This window comes from Roseateles sp. DB2 (genome assembly GCF_051857535.1).
Lineage (GTDB): Bacteria > Pseudomonadota > Gammaproteobacteria > Burkholderiales > Burkholderiaceae_C > Roseateles_B.
Map to the genome: position 1 here is coordinate 21,685 of NZ_JBPZGY010000009.1, position 16,810 is coordinate 38,494.

13 protein-coding genes are annotated in these 16,810 nt (G+C 69.4%); 6 read left to right on the plus strand and 7 right to left on the minus strand.

Translation table 11 applies throughout. The annotated features are described in order from the left end of the window. The 3 genes from holA to ACS5PK_RS14590 all read left to right on the plus strand — a co-directional run bounded on the left by holA (position 1) and on the right by ACS5PK_RS14590 (position 4,231). On the plus strand, positions 1–1,095 hold the full coding sequence (gene holA, locus ACS5PK_RS14580; protein WP_439440984.1) for a DNA polymerase III subunit delta: 1,095 nt from the start codon (positions 1–3) through the stop codon (positions 1,093–1,095). A gap of 87 nt (positions 1,096–1,182) precedes the next feature. Further along, the gene (locus ACS5PK_RS14585; protein ID WP_439440985.1) at positions 1,183–1,794 is read left to right on the plus strand and encodes a methylamine utilization protein; all 612 of its coding nucleotides are present in this window, start codon (positions 1,183–1,185) and stop codon (positions 1,792–1,794) included. A 22-nt stretch (positions 1,795–1,816) separates the two neighbouring features. After that, complete coding sequence (locus tag ACS5PK_RS14590) at positions 1,817–4,231, plus strand: putative bifunctional diguanylate cyclase/phosphodiesterase (protein WP_439440986.1); 2,415 nt, start codon at positions 1,817–1,819, stop codon at positions 4,229–4,231. A 39-nt stretch (positions 4,232–4,270) separates the two neighbouring features. Here ACS5PK_RS14590 and ACS5PK_RS14595 read toward each other — a convergent pair whose 3' ends face one another. The 7 genes from ACS5PK_RS14595 to ACS5PK_RS14625 form a co-directional block, all read right to left on the minus strand. Then, on the minus strand, positions 4,271–7,057 hold the full coding sequence (locus ACS5PK_RS14595) for an ATP-binding protein (RefSeq protein WP_439440987.1): 2,787 nt from the start codon (positions 7,055–7,057) through the stop codon (positions 4,271–4,273). A 97-nt stretch (positions 7,058–7,154) separates the two neighbouring features. After that, positions 7,155–8,114, minus strand: a complete 960-nt coding sequence (locus ACS5PK_RS14600; RefSeq protein ID WP_439440988.1) for a 2-hydroxyacid dehydrogenase — start codon at positions 8,112–8,114, stop codon at positions 7,155–7,157. After that, positions 8,114–8,614: a CinA family protein gene (locus ACS5PK_RS14605; protein WP_439440989.1), complete on the minus strand. Its 501-nt coding sequence runs from the start codon at positions 8,612–8,614 to the stop codon at positions 8,114–8,116. Before ACS5PK_RS14605 ends, ACS5PK_RS14600 begins: the two co-directional genes overlap by 1 nt. 5 nt (positions 8,615–8,619) lie before the next feature. Then, positions 8,620–9,183 (minus strand): phosphatidylglycerophosphatase A family protein, encoded by a 564-nt coding sequence (locus ACS5PK_RS14610; RefSeq protein ID WP_439441129.1) that lies wholly within the window; start codon positions 9,181–9,183, stop codon positions 8,620–8,622. Positions 9,184–9,260: 77 nt separating this feature from the next. Continuing rightward, positions 9,261–10,223 carry a thiamine-phosphate kinase gene (gene thiL / locus ACS5PK_RS14615; RefSeq protein WP_439441130.1) on the minus strand — a complete coding sequence of 321 codons (963 nt, stop codon included), beginning with the start codon at positions 10,221–10,223 and terminating at the stop codon, positions 9,261–9,263. A 41-nt stretch (positions 10,224–10,264) separates the two neighbouring features. Continuing rightward, the gene (locus ACS5PK_RS14620; RefSeq protein WP_439440990.1) at positions 10,265–10,912 is read right to left on the minus strand and encodes a response regulator transcription factor; all 648 of its coding nucleotides are present in this window, start codon (positions 10,910–10,912) and stop codon (positions 10,265–10,267) included. 37 nt (positions 10,913–10,949) lie between these two features. Then, on the minus strand, positions 10,950–13,019 hold the full coding sequence (locus ACS5PK_RS14625; protein WP_439440991.1) for a PAS domain-containing sensor histidine kinase: 2,070 nt from the start codon (positions 13,017–13,019) through the stop codon (positions 10,950–10,952). A gap of 266 nt (positions 13,020–13,285) precedes the next feature. Here ACS5PK_RS14625 and ACS5PK_RS14630 point away from each other — a divergent pair, with 266 nt between their 5' ends. From ACS5PK_RS14630 to ACS5PK_RS14640, 3 genes are all read left to right on the plus strand, one after another. Then, complete coding sequence (locus tag ACS5PK_RS14630; RefSeq protein ID WP_439440992.1) at positions 13,286–15,580, plus strand: NADP-dependent malic enzyme; 2,295 nt, start codon at positions 13,286–13,288, stop codon at positions 15,578–15,580. 411 nt (positions 15,581–15,991) lie between these two features. After that, positions 15,992–16,339 (plus strand): ribonuclease domain-containing protein, encoded by a 348-nt coding sequence (locus ACS5PK_RS14635; protein ID WP_439440993.1) that lies wholly within the window; start codon positions 15,992–15,994, stop codon positions 16,337–16,339. Positions 16,340–16,385: 46 nt separating this feature from the next. Then, entirely contained in the window at positions 16,386–16,781 is a 396-nt protein-coding gene (locus tag ACS5PK_RS14640; RefSeq protein WP_183103513.1) for a barstar family protein, read from the plus strand. Positions 16,782–16,810 lie beyond the last annotated feature (29 nt).

A 16,810-nucleotide genomic window follows, 5' to 3' on the forward strand; every position in this document is an offset into this window, starting at 1 on the left:
ATGCAGATCCGCCCCGACGCGCTGGCCGCGCAGCTCGCCAAAGGCCTCAAGCCTCTGTACACCGTGCACGGTGACGAGCCCTTGCTGGCCCAGGAAGCCGCCGATGCCATCCGTGCCGCAGCCCGTGCGCAAGGCTACAGCGAGCGCAAGGTGTTCATCGTCAGCGGGGCCTATTTCGACTGGGGCCCGGTGCTGGGTGCCGCCCAGGCCCTGAGCCTGTTCGCAGAGCGCCAGTTCATCGAGATCCGCATTCCTTCGGGCAAGCCCGGCAAGGAAGGCTCCGAGGCCCTGCAGCGCTACTGCGATGCCCTGCCCGAGGACGTGCTCACCCTGGTCACGCTGCCCCGGCTGGACAAGACCCAGCTCTCCGGCGCCTGGTTCACCGCGCTGGACCAGCGGGGCGTGAGCATCAAGGTCGAACCGGTGGAGCGCCGCGCACTGCCGCAGTGGATCGCCCAGCGCCTCTCGGCCCAGGGGCAGTCCGTGACCGAGGGCGAGGAGGGGCAGCGCAGCCTGGCCTTCTTTGCCGACCGGGTGGAAGGCAATCTGCTGGCCGCCCACCAGGAGCTGCAGAAGCTGGCGCTGCTGCACCCGCCGGGGCCGCTGAGCTTCGAGCAGATCGAGAGTGCAGTGCTCAATGTGGCGCGCTACGACGTCTTCAAGCTGAGCGAGGCCGTCCTCTCCGGTCAGACGGCGCGTGTGCTGCGCATGCTCGAAGGTCTGGAGGCCGAGGGGGAGGCCGCCGTCCTGGTGCACTGGGCCCTGGCTGACGACATCCGCGCCCTCAAGCGCGTGCGCGAAGCGGTCGATGCCGGCAAGCCCCTGCCCATGGCCCTGCGCGAATCGCGCGTCTGGGGTGCCAAGGAGCGGCTCTTCGAGCGCATCGTGCCGGGCTTGCATGGCATCCAGGTCCAGGCCCTGGTGGATGCGGCCCAGGTCTGCGACGGCATCGTCAAGGGCCTGCGCAACCGGGACTGGCCCCTGGATCCCTGGGCCGCCCTGCAAAGACTGGCCCTGATGCTGCTGGAGACCGCACAGGGTCAGCAGGGCCGCGGGGCGGGCGGACGTCACGCCAGCCTCGTTCTCAAGGTCTGAGACAGTCGTCCAGGCGCGCCGCAAGCCGGTGTTTCGCGTTATGGTCTGGCCTGTATTTCCTTCCTGGAAGGCGCAGGCATGCACCGCATGGACCTCCAAGCGACGATTCGAGCCCTGCTGGGCGGCTGCAGCGCCGTCCTGTGCCTGCTCCCGACCTGGACCGGCGCAACGCCCTGGCAGTTCCAGCTGCGCAATCCGGACGGGCAGCCCCTGGCCGATGCCGTGGTCGCCGTCGAGATCAAGGGGCCCTCGCGCACCAGCAGCAGCCGCGCCGAGATGGCGCAGCGTGATCGCCAGTTCCAGCCGCATGTGCTGGTGGTCCAGACGGGCACGGCCGTGTCCTTCCCGAACTTCGACACGGTTCGTCACCACGTCTATTCCTTCTCGCCGATCAAGCCCTTCGACATCAGGCTTTACTCGGGCACGCCCGTCGAGCCCATCGTGTTCGACAAGCCCGGCATCGCGGCCCTGGGCTGCAACATCCATGACCGCATGGGCGCCTTCATCGTGGTGGTGGACACCCCTGTCTTCGGCAAGACCAATGGCCAAGGCGAGCTGAGCCTGGACCTGCCACCGGGCGAGCATGCGCTGAAGCTCTGGCACCCCTCGCGCCTGCAGCCCCTGCTGCTGAGCCAGAAGCTGAGCGTGCCAGCCGGCCAGGCCGCCGGCACGTCCAGCCTGGTGCTGGCCCCCCAGTGACGAGCCTGTCCTGATGTCGTCCATGCAGCTGCCAGCCTTCCTCAATCCGCGCCGCATCGAGGGCCGCATCGTGGCCCTGTTCCTGGGCCTGCTGCTGCTGGTCCAGTTGGCCAGCTTTGGCTTCATCGGCCATACCATCGAGGCCAATGCCGAGGCCGCCATCGAGGCCCGGCTGGCCACCGCAGGCCGCATGCTGCAGCGCCTGCTGGTCCAGCAGGCTGCCCGCGAGCAGGCCGCGGCGGAGCTGCTGGCCGCCGACTACGGCTTCCGCCAGGCCCTGGGCAGCAGCCAGGCCTCTGCCGAGCAGGCCGACATCGAAACCCTGCGCGATGCGCTCAACAACAACGGCGAGCGCGTCAGCGCCGCCCTGGTCGCCTATGCCGATGTGACGGGCCGCTTGGTCGCGGCCACGCGTGATCAGGCCGAGCTCTATCTGCCCCTGCTCAAGCGCCAGAACCCCGACCCCGAGCAGGCCACCCTGGTCCTGGTGGACCGCGAGATCATGCAGGTCGTCACCGTGCCGGTGCGCGCGCCCATGACCATAGGCCATGTGCTGATGGGCTTCCGGCTGGATGAAGTCCCACTGCTGGACCTCAAGCGCCTGATCAATGTCGACGCCATGTTTGTCACCGGCGAGCACGGGCGCTGGCAGGAAAGCGTGTCCGTGGTGGAGGACAGCGAGCGCGGCCCGGCCTTCAGCAACGCCATGGCGGAGCTCAGCCCCGGCCAGTCCGTTCAGCGCGAATGGGGCGGGCAGCACTGGCGGGTGCGCCTGCTGCCCCTGCCGCAGGAGCTGGCCGGCAATCGCCAGATCGGTGCGGTAATGTGGGCCTCCTTCGACGAGGCCGTGGCACCCTACCGCCAGCTGCAGTGGTCCCTGCTGGCCCTGACGGCCGCGGGCATCGCTGCCTTTGCCATGGGCAGCGTCTTCACCGCGCGGCGCATCAGCCGCCCCATCGCCTCGCTGACGCAATGCGCCCAGCGCCTGGGCGCTGGAGACTACGACACGCCCGTCGCCTCGGGCTCCGACCTGGGCGAGGTGGCCGAGCTGGCCCGCAGTTTCGAGGCCATGCGCCTGGGCATCCGCGAACGCGAGGAGCAGGTTCATCGCCTGGCCTACTGGGATCCGCTGACCGGCCTGCCCAACCGCGAGCAATTCAGCCAGCGCCTGCAGGAGCGGCTCCAGGCCAGCGAGGCGCCCTGCGCCGTGCTGATGCTGGACCTGGACCGCTTCAAGCATGTCAACGACGTGCTGGGCCACCGCCTGGGCGACCAGCTGCTGTGCGGCGTCGCCGACCGCCTGAGCGAGCTGTGCCGGGGCTCGCAAAGCCTGCTGGCACGACTGGGCGGGGACGAATTCGCGCTGCTGCTGGAGGGTGCCGACGAGGAGGCCGCCCTGGCCATGGCCGATCGCATTCAGCGAGACTTCGAGCAATCCCTGCACATCGAAGACCAGACCGTGGACCTGGGCGCCGGCATAGGCATCGTGCTCTACCCCCGCCAAGCCCGTGACGCCAGCAGCCTGCTGAGCCGCGCCGAGCTGGCCATGTACGCCGCCAAGCAGCGGCAGAGCGGCAGCCAGCTCTACAGCCCCAGCCTGGATGCCGGTAGCCAGGAGTCGCTGAGCCTGCTGGGCGAGTTGCGCCGTGCCGTCGAGGGTGGGCAGTTGCGGCTCTTTCTTCAGCCCAAGGTGGACCTGCGCAGCGGGCAGGTGATCAGCGCCGAGGCCCTGGTGCGCTGGGAGCACCCGCAGCGCGGCCTGGTGCCGCCCATGCAGTTCATTCCCTTCGCGGAGCAGACCGGCTTCATCCGCCAGCTCAGCGCCTGGGTAGTGGCCGCCTCGGCCCGCGCCTGGCGGCTGGCCCACGAACGGGGTCAGGTCTTGCGCATCAGCGTCAACCTCTCGACGCGCGACCTGATGGACCAGGACCTGCCCCTGAAGATCCGCGCCGCCATCGAGGCCGAAGGCGCCCCTCCATCAGCCCTGTGCCTGGAGATCACCGAGAGCGCCATCATGGACGACCCCGCCCGTGCGCTGAGCACGCTGGAGCAGCTCTCCGCCATGGGCTTCAAGCTGAGCATCGACGACTTCGGCACCGGCTACTCCTCACTGGCCTACCTCAAGCGCCTGCCGGTGGATGAGCTGAAGATCGACAAAAGCTTCGTGATGGCCATGGAGCGCGACCTGGACGATGCCAAGATCGTGCGCTCCACCATCGAGCTGGCGCACAACCTGGGGCTCTCGGTCGTGGCCGAGGGGTTGGAGACCCTTCAGGCCTGGCAGATCCTGGCCCGCCTGGGCTGCGACGAAGGCCAGGGCTACTTCATCAGCAAGCCCATGCCCGAGGCTCAGTTCGGCGAGTGGCTGGCACAGTGGACGCCGCCGGCCCTGGATGCCCTGGATCCGCCGGACACGCTGCTGGCCGGGCTCAGCTGAGCTGCTCCGGCTACTGACCGCGTCGAACGAAGGACTCGATCAAGGCGCGATCAGAGGCAGCTCCAGCGTGAAGCAGCTGCCCTGCCCTGGCTCGCTGCTGACCCGGATGCGGCCGCCCAGCAGCGTCTCGACGATGTTGAGGCAGATCGACAGGCCCAGGCCGCTGCCCCCCTTCCCGAACTTGGTCGTGAAGAAGGGCTCGAAAACCCGCCGGAGCACGGCCGGCTCCATGCCAAGGCCGTCGTCCCGGAGGTTCAGCTGGACGTGTTGCGGCCCGTTGAGCTGCGCGTCCATGCGCAGCAAGCCCTGATCGCGGCCTTCGAAGGCATGGGTGACGGCGTTGTTGATGAGTATGACCAGCACCTGGCTCAGGGCCCCGGGATAGCCATGCAGGAGCAGCCCTGCCGGCACGGCGATCTCCAGCTGCACGCCCGCCCGGCGCAGCATGAGCCCCAGGCTCTGGTGGACCTGCTGGCACAGCTCCAGCAGCTCGTAGCGCCTGCGCTGCTCGGCGCTGCGGTCCACCGCCACCTGCTTGAAGCTGCGCACCAGGGCAGCCGCCGTGTCCATGCAGCGCTCGATGACCTCCAGGCCCTCGCGGGTTCGCGCGGCATGCTGCTGCCAGTCGCTGCGGCGCAGGGCCTCACGGCCCACCCTGCCCTCGAAGTCCCGCGCGTCGCCCAGCAGGGCCGAGGCCACCAGCAGGCTGTTGCCGATGGGCGTGTTCAGCTCATGGGCCACACCGGCCACCATGGCCCCCAGGGCGGCGAGCTTCTCCTGGGCCATCACATGCCGCTGCAGCTCCGACAGGCGCTGGTAGGCACGCGCGTTGTCCAGCGCGATGGCGGCGTAGGCGCAGAGGCTGGAGAAGATGAGTTCCTCGCGCTGGCCGTAGGCCGCCGCGCGCGGCGACTGCACCGTCATCACCCCCACCACCCGCTCGCCTATCATCAGAGGCGCGAACATCACGCTGAGCATCTGGCTGGTGCCTGGCACCTGCGCATCTTCGTGCGGCGTCTCGTCCACGCCCAGGACGAAGCTGCAGCGCTCCCGCACGCAGCGTGCGCAATAGCTGTGCGCGGCGTCCACCGGCACCGGCGGGTCCACGAAGGGCTGCCCCTCCTCCACGCCGAAGGCACAGTAGAGCTGGGTGCCCGCCTCGTCCAGCAGGTAGATCGCCATGCAGGCCACGTGCAGCATGGCATGCACGTGCCGCTCCAGTGAATCGAACACCCGCTCGGCCACCAGCTCAGCGGTGATCTCCTGCCCCACGCGGCTCAGGTGACTGAGCACCTGCTGCGCATCTTCCAGGGCCTGGACACGGGCCGACTCCGACTCCGCCAGGCGTTGCAGGTGCTCGCGCTCCGCGGCCAGGGCCTCGATCCGCTGGTGCAGGTGCAGGGCCGCAGCGCGCTTGGCGGCCTCGTCGCTGAGGCTGTCCTTGCGGACCTGGCCGGCCTGGCGCGCGCTGGCATAGGCCTCCGCGTGCCGGCCGGCAGCAGCCAGAGCCTCCGCCGTCTCCTCCAGCAGAGCCGGCGGCGGGCGATAGCCCTCGATCACGGCAGCCAGCGCCGAGGCCTGCTGCAAGCCGTCCAGCACCTCCATGGCCGGTGCCGCACCCGCGCGACCGATGGCCGCCAACAGCCACAGCAGCTCCACCTCCACGGCCTGCTGCTGCAACTCGCGAGCCAGGCTCAGGGCCGCGCTCGCCACGGCCTGCGCCTCCTCGAGCTTGTGCAGGCGCAGCAAGCAGCGTGCGCGGCCCAGTTCGCCGTCCAGGCGCAGGTCGCTGGAGCCGACCTGCAGGGCGCGCTGCACCAGGGTCTCGAAACTGGCCAGGGCTTCAGGCCCATGACCCGAGTCCAGCTCCACCTGGCCGAGATAGCCCAGGGCCAGGAGAAGGGTGCGGTTGTCCGGATGTCCGGCCAGTGTGTGCAGGCATTCCTGCAGCAGGTCCCGCGCCGCCTCCACCTGCCCCACGCGCCGCATGGCCTCGCCGGTCTGGGCCAGGCACAGGCCTATGGAACCCGGCCAGCCAGCGCTCCGAGCCAGCTCCAGGCCGCGCTGCAGCCAGTCGATGGCTCGCGCGTAGTCCGAGGCGGCGGTGAAGGTGTAGCCCAGGTTGGAGGCCAGGGCCATGGCGCGGCGCAGCTGTCCCGAGGCCAGCGACAGCTCGAAGGCCTGCTCGAACCAGGCCGCGGACGCAGAGTAGTGCGACAGCAGCCCTTCGCGCACGCCAAGGAAATCCGCGAGGGCCGCAGCGCACATGGGGGACAGGCCCTCGATGGACTCCGGCAGCCGCCCAGCCCAGGCCTGCCGGGCCTGCCCGGCGTCGCGGAACATGTCGGAGCGCGCCAGCACGATCTGCAGAAACAGCTGCCGTTCCGGCTCCCCGGCCCGCTCGGCGCAGGCCAACGCTTCCAGCAGCGCGCGACGCAGGCCCTGCGTGTCGCCCCGATCGCTGGCCAGCAGATGGTCCAGCCAGCAGACGTCGGCCAGGCCACAGTCATCGTCGCAGGCGGTGAACAGGGCACGGGCGGCCAGGACCTCCTGCTGAGCCTCGTCCAGACGAAGCTGCTGCAGATGGATCTCTGCCCGCACCAGGGTCATGCGGGCCGCCAGCAGGCGCTCCTCGTCCGCCGGCAGGCCCAGTGAGGGCAGGCCTTCCAGCACGGTGGCAGCCCATGACAGGGCCTGGCGGCTGTCCAGCTGGCGCTCAGCCCAGGCGCGCCGGGCCAGCTCCTGCAAGGACGAAGGCGCCACGGCACCCGCGGCGGCCAAAGCCAGGCGACCCGGAAACAGCGCAGGTCTGCGGACCCAGTCCATGGTGCTTTCTCATCCCGACGACGAGCCCCAAGGCTAACGCAGGCGCGTGGCCTCTGAGAAGCCCTGCATCAGGGATGCCGGTAGGGCGGCGGGCTGATCAGTAACCCTGGCTGCGCAGCACGCCATGCTGCAGTGCTGCGCCGCTCCGCAGGGCCCGGACATTGGCTGCCACCACCTCGGCCGCCGAGCGTGGGTCGGTCTGGGCAGCGGTATGCGGCAGCACGGTCACCTGCGGATGCGACCAGAAGGGATGGGGCGCCGGCAGGGGCTCCTCGCGAAAGACGTCCAGCATCGCATGGCCGATCTGCCCGGCGTCCAGCGCCGCCAGCAGGGCCGGCTCGTCGACGTGGGCGCCGCGCGCGAGGTTGACGAAGGCAGCGCCCCGCTTGAAGGCGGCGAAGCGGGCCGCGTCGAAGAAGCCCCGCGTCTCTTCGGTGAGCGGCAGCAGGTTGATCACGGTGTCGGCCGTAGCCAGGCCCTGGGCCAGGCCAGCCGCGCCGTGCAGAGTCCTCAGACCCTCGCCAGCACGAGGACGGCGGCTCCAGCCTGCGACGGCATAGCCAAGGCCGGCCAGGGCCCGCGCCACGCGGCCGCCCAGCTCGCCCTGCCCCAGCACCAGCACCTGCCATTCCCCGGCACGCAGCTGCGCCGGCTGGCGCCACTGTGCCGTGCGCTGCTGCTGCTGGCAGCGGAAGAAGCCGCGGTGCTGGGCCAGGGTGGCCCACAGGGCCGTCTGCACCATGGCCTCGTTCATGGCAGGATCGACCATGCGGCACAGGGGGACGTCGTGCGGCAGGGTCAGGTCTTGCAGAAGGCGGTCCACGCCGGCCCACAGAGACTGGATCAGCGCCAGGCGCGGCAAGCCCTGCAGGCTGCCGGGCGGCGGGTTGGCCACGACGGCAATCTCGATGGCCGCGGCCTGCGCCGGGCCATCAGGCTTCTGAAGCACCCAGTCCTCGCCGGGCAGGACCTGCTGCAGGGCCTGCAGCCAGCGCTGCTGCTCGGCCCGCCCCTCGGGCTGGTCCAGTGCCCAGCCGCCACACAGGAATATCGCCATCAGCTGTCCCGGTCCTCCAGGGCCTCGCACAGGGCCGTCAGGCCCACGCGCACGGTGGCGGCGCGCACGGCATGGCGGTCGCCCTTGAACAGCTCCTGCCAAACCTTGATCGGCTTGCCATGGTGGTAGAGCGCCAGCCAGACCGTGCCCACGGGCTTGTCCTCGCTGCCGCCGGTGGGTCCGGCGATGCCGGTCACGGCCAGGGTCCACTCGACCGGCGCATGCGCATAGAGACCGCGGGCCATGCTCTGCGCCACCTCGGCACTGACGGCGCCATGCAACTCCAGCAGGCCGGGCGGCACGCCCAGCATCTCGGTCTTGGCCTGGTTGCTGTAGCTGACCACGCTGCGCTCGAACCACTGGCTGGAGCCGGCCAGGCTGGTGCAGGCCGCGGCAATGAGCCCGCCGGTGCAGGACTCGGCCGTGCCCATGCGCTCGCGGCGCTGGATGAGGGCCAGGGCGATGCGTTCAATCAGTTCGGGTTCGTCAGGGCACAGCATGATGGTCATCCTCCAATGGTGAAGCGCCACAGCGCCAACACCACGAGGGTACATCCAGCGGCGACGAAATCATCCAGCAGAATGCCCAGCCCCTGGCGCCAGGTGATGGGCTCGCCGGACTTGCTCTTGAACAGGCCGTCCGCCCATCGCACGGGGCCGGGCTTTGCCGCGTCGAAGTAGCGAAAAAGCCCGAAAGCCAGCAGTTGCCCGCCGAAGCCCACGGGCATCACCAGGCACAGGATCAGCCAGAAGGCCAGGATCTCGTCCCAGACAATGGCGCCCGGGTCGGCCACGCCCAGGTGCTGCGCGCAGCGCGTGCAGGCCCAGACGCCAACCAGCGTGCCCGCGGCAATCAGCAGCAGCCATTGCAGGTCCGTCAGCCAGGGCTGCAGCAGCACGAAGCTCAGCCAGGCCCACAGGGTGCCCACCGTGCCCGGCGCCACCGGCGAGAGGCCGCTGCCGAAGCCCAGGGCGATCCAGCGCGCCGGGTGGCGCAGCATGAAGGCGGCGGTGGCACGGCGCGGGGCACTGCGGGCGGGCGAAGCACCGCCGGAGGGCGCGTCGGCCATATGGACGTCATCGGGGCGCAGGGGCGCGCCGACGTCGTCTGGTGCCTCTGGGGTCAGGTCTTGCGGCTCGCTCATGCTCAGCTCTTGAAATGGTCAAAGGACGCGAAGCGCTCCGCCATGGGCCGACCTGCGGCGTCCAGCAGGCGCAGGCCGGGATCGGGGCTGATGCGGCCCACGCAGCTCACCGGCGTGCCCGCGCGGGCCGCGGCCTCCCGCACGTCCTGATGACGCCCGGGCGGCGCGGTGAAGATCAGCTCGTAGTCATCACCGCCTGACAGCAGGCATTCCTGCTGCAGGGCCAGGTCTTGCCCGGCCAGGATGGCGCTGCGCGGCAGGGCCTCGAAGACCAGCTCCGCGCCCACGCCGGAGGCCTTGAGCACATGACCCAGATCGCCAGCCAGGCCGTCCGACACGTCGATGGCACTGCTGGCAATGCCGCGCAGGGCCTGCCCCAGGGCCAGGCGCGGCTGCGGCAGCTCCATGGCGCGGCGCACCTGCGCGAACTGCTCGCCCGGCAAGGAGGCCGTGCCTCGGAAGACCTCCAGCGCCAGGCGCGCATCGCCCAGCGTGCCGCTGATCCACAGCTCGTCACCGGGCCGGGCGCCGCTGCGCAGCAAGACCTGACCCTGCGGTGCCTCGCCCATCACGGTGATGCAGACGTTGAGCGGGCCCGCCGTGGTGTCCCCGCCGGCCAGGGCGATGCCATGCGCATCGGCCAGAGCAAAGAGGCCGCGGGCGAAGCCCTCCAGGAAGGCCGCATCGGCGCGCGGCAGGGCCAGGGCCAGGAAGAAGGCCCGCGGCGTGGCGCCGCAAGCAGCGAGATCGCTGAGGTTGACGGCCAGGGCCTTGTGGCCCAGGCGCTCGGCATCGACGGTGGAGAGGAAGTGCCGGCCCTCGACCAGCATGTCGGTCGACACCAGCCATTGCCAGCCCGGCGTCGGCGCCAGCACGGCGCAGTCGTCGCCAATGCCCTTGACCACGGCCGGCGCGGATCGATCGGCGCGATCGAAGAAGCGGCGGATCAGCTCGAATTCACCCAGGCTTGCACTCATGCGGCGATTGTCGCCGGGCGGCGGGGCGCTCAGGCTGCGCCGGGCTCGCGAAGCAGGTTGGACAGCTCGACGGCCGACTTCACTTCCATCTTGTCAAAGACCCGTGCCCGGTGCACCTCCACCGTCCGCACGCTGATGTGGAGCTGGTCGGCGATCAGCTTGTTGGGCAGGCCGCGCACGATGAGCTGCATCACTTCGCGCTCACGCTCGGTCAACTCCTGCACGCGCTGCTGCAGCAGGCGGTCGCGGGCCCGCAGGGCGATGGCCTCGCCGCTCTGCGCCAGGGCCTGCAGCACGCGGTCGACCAGGGCGTTGTCGGAGAAGGGCTTCTCGACGAAGTCAAAGGCGCCGCGCTTGAGGGCATCGACCGCGCTGGGCACATCGCCATGGCCCGTGAGGAAAATCACCGGCAGGCGCTGCAGCAGGCCACGCTCGATCAGGCGCTCGAACAGGGCCAGGCCGCTCAGCCCGGGCATGCGCACATCCAGCAGCAGGCAGCTGGGGCAGTTGGGCCAGTGCGCGCCACCCTCGGGCAGGCTGTCCAGGAAATCCAGGAAGGCCTCGGCGCTGGCAAAGCCCTCGAAGAGCTGGCGGCGCGAGCGCAGCAGCCAGCCCAGGGCGTCGCGCACGACCTCCTCGTCGTCGACGATGTAGACCATGGGCAGGCTGGAGGGCATGGGCAAGCTCCTTGTCGGCAGTCCGGATGGTAGAGCGTCAGCCCCCTGCATCGGCAGGCAGCGTGAAGCGGAACAGGCAGCCGCGCCGCGCGCCCTCCTCGCCCAGGTTCTCGAAGTCCATGGCGCCGCCGTGCTGCTCGATGACCGTGCGGCACAGGCTCAGGCCCAGGCCCATGCCTTCGCTGCGGGTGGTGAAGAAGGGCGTGAAGAGCTGGCGGGCCACGCCCTCGGGGATGCCAGGGCCGCAGTCCTGCACGGTGATCATCACCCAGCGGCCCTGCTGGCTGGCGCCCAGGGTCAGCACGCGCTCGCTCAGCGCGGTATGGGCCTCCATGGCCTGGATGCCGTTGCGGCTGAGGTTGAGGAGCACCTGCTCGACCATGGTGCGGTCGCAGCGCAAGGCGGGCAGGCCCTCTGGCAGCGTCACCTCGATGCGCGCGCCGCTCTTGCGGGCCTGCAGGCGTATCAGGGGCAGCACGGCATCGAAGAGCCGGGCCACGGCGATGGACTCGCGGGCCTGCTCGCGCCGCCGCACGAAGTCGTGCACGCTCTTGATCACGCGGCCCGCGCGCTCGGCCTGCTCGGCGATGCGGCTGACGGCCTGGCGGACCATGTCTGGCGTCTGCGGGTCAGCGGCCTCCAGGCGCAGCAGGTTCAAGGAGGCCGCTGCATAGCTGGCGATGGCCGAGAGCGGCTGGTTCAGCTCGTGGCTCAGCAGCGAGGCCATCTCGCCCACGGTCGCGAGGCGGGCCGTGGCCTGCAGGCGCTCCTGCTGCTGGCGCGAGAGCTCCTCGATGCGGCGCTGCTCGCTGATGTCCAGGGCCGCGCTCATCCAGCCGGTCTGCTGGCCCTGGGCGTCCAGCAGCGGGGCCTCGAAGATCATCACCGGGAAGCGCTCGCCATTGCGGCGCATGAAGACGGTCTCAAAGCCCTGGCGCGGATCCTGGCCGGCCGGGGCGGGCTCGTCAGCCTGCCAGCGGGCGCTGCGCTCGCGGTGGCGGCGGCGGTATTCCTCGATGAACTCGGGCGGCCAGTAAGGCGGTGCGCTCTGCTCGCGCTCGCCGCCGGTGGCCAGGATCTCCTCGGCGCTGAAGCCCACCATCTGGCAGAAGGCCGGGTTGACGTAGCTCACGCGGCCGTCCATGTCACGGGCCCGCAGGCCGGTGATCAGGGAGTTCTCCATGGCCTTGCGCAGCGCCAGGGCCTCGGCCAGGGCGCGCTCAGCGGCGGCGCGGCGGCGCACGTCGCGGGCCAGCAGGATCACCACGGCGAACAGCGCCAGGGACAGGCCCAGCACCAGCGAGGTCATGAGGTTGGGAATGAGCTTGGGGCTGCCGGCCGCGCTGTCCACGCGCAGCTGCAGCGTGAGGCCCGGCATGTCGAGCACGCGCTCGGCGCGGAAATGCCCGGCGCCGCGGACCAGGCCGGCGCGAGCCAGCCGGGTGCCGTCGCCCTCGACAAAGCTGAACTCGTGGCGGCGTGCCTGCTCGGGCGTGGAGGCCTCCTCCAGCCACTGGTGCAGGCCGATGGTCGCGACCAGATAGCCCTCGGTGCGGCCTGCCTGCAGGCGAGGCAGGCACAGGTCGATCACCTCCAGGCCATCGCCGCCGCCCAGGGGCACGAAATAGCTGCGCGAATACTGCGGCGAGCCCTGGCGCACGGCGGCCGTGCAGGCCAGCTCGGTCTCCAGTTGCAGCTCCGTGCGGGCCAGGCGGGCGAACATGGGGCCACCGAAGGGCGACTCCACGGCGCGCTGCACCTGGCGCCGCGCATCCCGCCATTCCAGGCGCAACAGGGGCCGGGACGCCCGCATCAGGCGGGCAGCCTCGGCCTGCCAGCTCATGGCGCCCTCCTCCCACATCAGGGCCTGCACGTCCTGCATCTGGTGCGATCCGAGCTGCTGCAGTCGGCCTACCAGTTCCAGCGCCAGGGCGTCGACCTGGTCCTGGGCGCGCTGGGTCTCGTAGCTGAGGGTCAGGGCCAGCAGCAGGCTCTGGGCCACCAGCAGCAGGCTCACCAGGGCGGCCCAGAGCAGCCAGCGGCGGCCGCGCCGGGGCGACAGGGGATGGGAGGAGGGGCCGGAGGAAGGGGCGCGAGGGTCGTTCATGGGGTCGGCCCAGTATTGCTGCAGGGGGCGCAATTCAGATGCGCAGTTTCGCGTATCCCGCCGCAGCCATTCGGGTTCACACTAGGACATTCGAGCACCGGAGCCGCTCGCCGGCACCGGCTGGGGCGCATGCCGATTCGGCATGGCGGCGTCAGCTGGCGTCAGGACCCGGCTCCTACAATCGCCGCCCACCCCGGCTTGTCCGGACAGGCGCTCGGGCCCCTCGGCCCGGCTCCGGTTCCGGCCCTGAACGACGAGACCTGTCCATGCCCACTGCTGAACAAAAACGCGCCCAGCTCCGCCAAGCCGCCCTGGAGTACCACGAGTTCCCGACCCCGGGCAAGATCGCCGTCACGCCCACCAAGCAGTTGGTCAACCAGCGCGATCTGGCCCTGGCCTACTCGCCCGGCGTGGCCGCAGCCTGCGAGGAGATAGTCGCCGACCCGGCCAATGCCTTCCGCTACACCTCGCGCGGCAACCTCGTCGCCGTGGTCACCAACGGCACCGCCGTGCTGGGCCTGGGCGACATCGGCCCCCTGGCCTCCAAGCCGGTGATGGAAGGCAAGGGCGTGCTGTTCAAGAAGTTCGCCGGCATTGACGTCTTCGACCTGGAGATCCAGGAGCGCGACCTCGACAAGCTGGTCGACGTGATCGCCGCGCTGGAGCCCACCTTCGGCGGCATCAACCTCGAGGACATCAAGGCGCCGGACTGCTTCTACGTCGAGCGCAAGCTGCGCGAGCGCATGCAGATCCCCGTCTTCCACGACGACCAGCACGGCACCGCCATCGTGGTGGGCGCCGCCCTGCTCAACGGCCTGAAGGTGCTGGGCAAGGACATCAAGCAGGTCAAGCTGGTGACCTCCGGCGCCGGTGCCGCCGCCCTGGCCTGCCTGAGCCTGCTGCTCAAGCTGGGCCTGCCGCGCGAGAACATCTGGGTGACGGACCTGGCCGGTGTCGTCTACGAAGGCCGCACCGAGCTGATGGACCCGGACAAGGCCCAGTTCGCGCAGAAGACTGATGCGCGCAGCCTGCGCGAGGTGATTGCCGGTGCCGACGTGTTCCTGGGCCTCTCGGCCGGTGGCGTGCTCAAGCCCGACATGGTGGCCAGCATGGCCGAGCGCCCGCTGATCTTCGCCCTGGCCAACCCCACGCCGGAGATCCTGCCCGAGGAAGTGCAGGCCGTGCGCACCGATGCGGTGATGGCCACCGGCCGCACGGACTACCCCAACCAGGTCAACAACGTCCTGTGCTTCCCCTACATCTTCCGCGGCGCCCTGGACTGCGGCGCCACCACCATCACCGATGAGATGGAAATCGCCGCCGTGCACGCCATCGCCGAGCTGGCCCAGGCCGAGCAGAGCGAGGTGGTGGCCGCGGCCTATGCCGGCGCCACGCTGAGCTTCGGGCCCGAGTACCTGATCCCCAAGCCCTTCGACCCGCGGCTGATGATCAAGATCGCCCCGGCCGTGGCACAGGCCGCCATGGACTCCGGCGTGGCCCGCCGCCCCATCAGCGACTGGGACGCCTACCGCGAGAAGCTGCTGAGCTTCGTCTATGCCTCGGGCACGACGATGAAGCCCATCTTCCAGCTCGCCAAGCGCGCGACGGCCAAGCGCGTGGCCTATGCCGAGGGTGAGGAAGAGCGCGTGCTGCGCGCCGTGCAGGTGGTGGTCGACGAAGGCCTGGCCCGCCCCACCTTGATCGGCCGCCCCGCCGTCATCGCCCAGCGCTGCGAGCGCTTCGGCCTGCGCCTGCAGGAAGGTCGCGACTACGACATCGTCAATGTCGAGCAGGACCACCGCTACCGCGACTACTGGCAGACCTACCACCGCCTGACCGAACGCAAGGGCGTGACGGAGCAGCTGGCCAAGATCGAGATGCGCCGCCGCCTGACGCTGATCGGCTCCATGCTGCTGCACAAGGGCGAGGTCGACGGCATGCTCTGCGGCACCTGGAGCAACACGGCCATGCACCTGCAGTACATCGACCAGGTCATCGGCAAGCGCCCGGGCGTCAAGACCTATGCCTGCATGAACGGCCTGATCCTGCCGGGCCGCCAGGTCTTCCTGGTGGACACGCACGTCAACTACGACCCCAGCGCCGAGCAGTTGGCCGAGATCACCGTGATGGCCGCCGAGGAACTGCGCCGCTTCGGCATCCGCCCCAAAGCCGCCCTGCTCTCGCACAGCAACTTCGGCTCCAGCAGCCATCCCTCGGCCGTCAAGATGCGTGAGGCCCTGGCCTTGATCCAGCAGGCCGCCCCCTGGCTGGAGGTGGATGGTGAGATGCACGGCGACACGGCACTCGACGCCAACTACCGCACCCAGCTGATGCCGCGCACGACGCTCTCGGGCGAGGCCAACCTGCTGGTGATGCCCAATATCGACGCGGCCAACATCAGCTACAACCTGCTCAAGACCACGGCCGGCGGCGGCATTGCCATCGGCCCGGTGCTGCTGGGCGCGGCCAAGCCGGTGCATGTGCTGACGCCTTCGGCCACGGTGCGGCGCATCGTCAACATGACGGCCCTGACCGTGGCGGACGCCAACGCCGCCCGCTGACACCCTGACTGTCCCGGCCCGAGAGGGCCGGGACGCGCTGCCGCAGGGCCAGCCACGATGCTGCGATGCAGAAATTTCAGAGATATCGTAGCCTGGAATTGCACCTTTTTTGTGCAATCCTCCCTCTGGAACGCAGCCTCTTCATAAAAGTTTGTGACGGCTCACTGAGCCTGATTCCTGAACCCAAAGTGAGTCTTTAAGCGCGCCATAAGCATGGTGTGCGCACACTCACATTGCCGCATTTCTAGGCATCGGCAAAACCCTCGGCTTGAGATTTCCGGGGGGCTTCGGTACCATCTTGCCTTCAGGATTCAGGGTAAACCCGTGTTTTTGCTTGATCGGTCAGGGCTTTGGCCCGCGTGGCGACAGAGGGGCAGCGTCCTTGTCGCTGCCGTCTCAGCCGCCGTGGTCTTGGCAGTTGCGCCCAGTGCGCAGGCCAAGGAAAACGCCAGCACGACCGACACAGCCAGCGGCACGGTGGCCTTGTCGGCCTTGCCGCGCGAAGCCCAACAAACCCACCAACTGATTCTTTCCGGGGGTCCTTTCCCCTATGCGAAGGATGGCGTGGTGTTCGGCAATCGTGAGCGGCAGCTGCCGAAGAAGGCTCGAGGCTTCTACCACGAGTACACCGTCAAAACGCCCGGCGCACGCAACCGTGGCGCCAGGCGGATCGTGTGCGGTGGCCTGCCCCCCAGCAATCCCGAGGTTTGCTATTACACCGAGGATCATTACGCGAGCTTTCGCAAGATCGTGAAATGAGCAGCGGCGCACCCAGTTCTGTGACCATTCTAGGAGGAACGTGACCATGCTTTTGCAGACCGTCCGTCCCAATATCGTGCAGGCCATACGGGCCTACCGCGTAGAGGACTTGATGCAGGCAGCCCAGGCGGCCGGCCAGCATTTCCTCTACGCCAACCTGACCGAGGCGGAGTCCAAGCAGGATGTGCTGGAAGGGATCGCGCAGTCCTTCCTCTTCCCTGCGCATTTTGGCAAGAACCTCGACGCCCTCTATGACTGCATGACCGATCTGGTTCACAAGTCGGGTGCACAGCCGGGCTTCGTCGTGGTGCTGGAGCAGTTGCCGGACAACCTGCGTTTCGACCGCGAGTCCCGTGAGCAGTTGCTGGACGTGTTCCGCGATGCCGCCGACTACTGGGCGGACCGCAAAGTCCCCTTCCGGTGTTTCTATTCTTTTCAGTAGCCCGCTCCCAAGAAAACGGGTCATGGGAG

Excerpts from the sequence above, each read along its gene's own strand:
- holA (WP_439440984.1), top strand. The coding sequence starts at position 1 with ATGCAGATCCGCCCCGACGCGCTGGCCGCGCAGCTCGCCAAAGGCCTC.
- ACS5PK_RS14585 (WP_439440985.1), top strand. The coding sequence starts at position 1,183 with ATGGACCTCCAAGCGACGATTCGAGCCCTGCTGGGCGGCTGCAGCGCC.
- ACS5PK_RS14590 (WP_439440986.1), top strand. The coding sequence starts at position 1,817 with ATGCAGCTGCCAGCCTTCCTCAATCCGCGCCGCATCGAGGGCCGCATC.
- ACS5PK_RS14595 (WP_439440987.1), bottom strand. The coding sequence starts at position 7,057 with ATGGACTGGGTCCGCAGACCTGCGCTGTTTCCGGGTCGCCTGGCTTTG.
- ACS5PK_RS14600 (WP_439440988.1), bottom strand. The coding sequence starts at position 8,114 with ATGGCGATATTCCTGTGTGGCGGCTGGGCACTGGACCAGCCCGAGGGG.
- ACS5PK_RS14605 (WP_439440989.1), bottom strand. The coding sequence starts at position 8,614 with ATGCTGTGCCCTGACGAACCCGAACTGATTGAACGCATCGCCCTGGCC.
- ACS5PK_RS14610 (WP_439441129.1), bottom strand. The coding sequence starts at position 9,183 with ATGGCCGACGCGCCCTCCGGCGGTGCTTCGCCCGCCCGCAGTGCCCCG.
- ACS5PK_RS14620 (WP_439440990.1), bottom strand. The coding sequence starts at position 10,912 with ATGCCCTCCAGCCTGCCCATGGTCTACATCGTCGACGACGAGGAGGTC.
- ACS5PK_RS14625 (WP_439440991.1), bottom strand. The coding sequence starts at position 13,019 with ATGAACGACCCTCGCGCCCCTTCCTCCGGCCCCTCCTCCCATCCCCTG.
- ACS5PK_RS14630 (WP_439440992.1), top strand. The coding sequence starts at position 13,286 with ATGCCCACTGCTGAACAAAAACGCGCCCAGCTCCGCCAAGCCGCCCTG.
- ACS5PK_RS14640 (WP_183103513.1), top strand. The coding sequence starts at position 16,386 with ATGCTTTTGCAGACCGTCCGTCCCAATATCGTGCAGGCCATACGGGCC.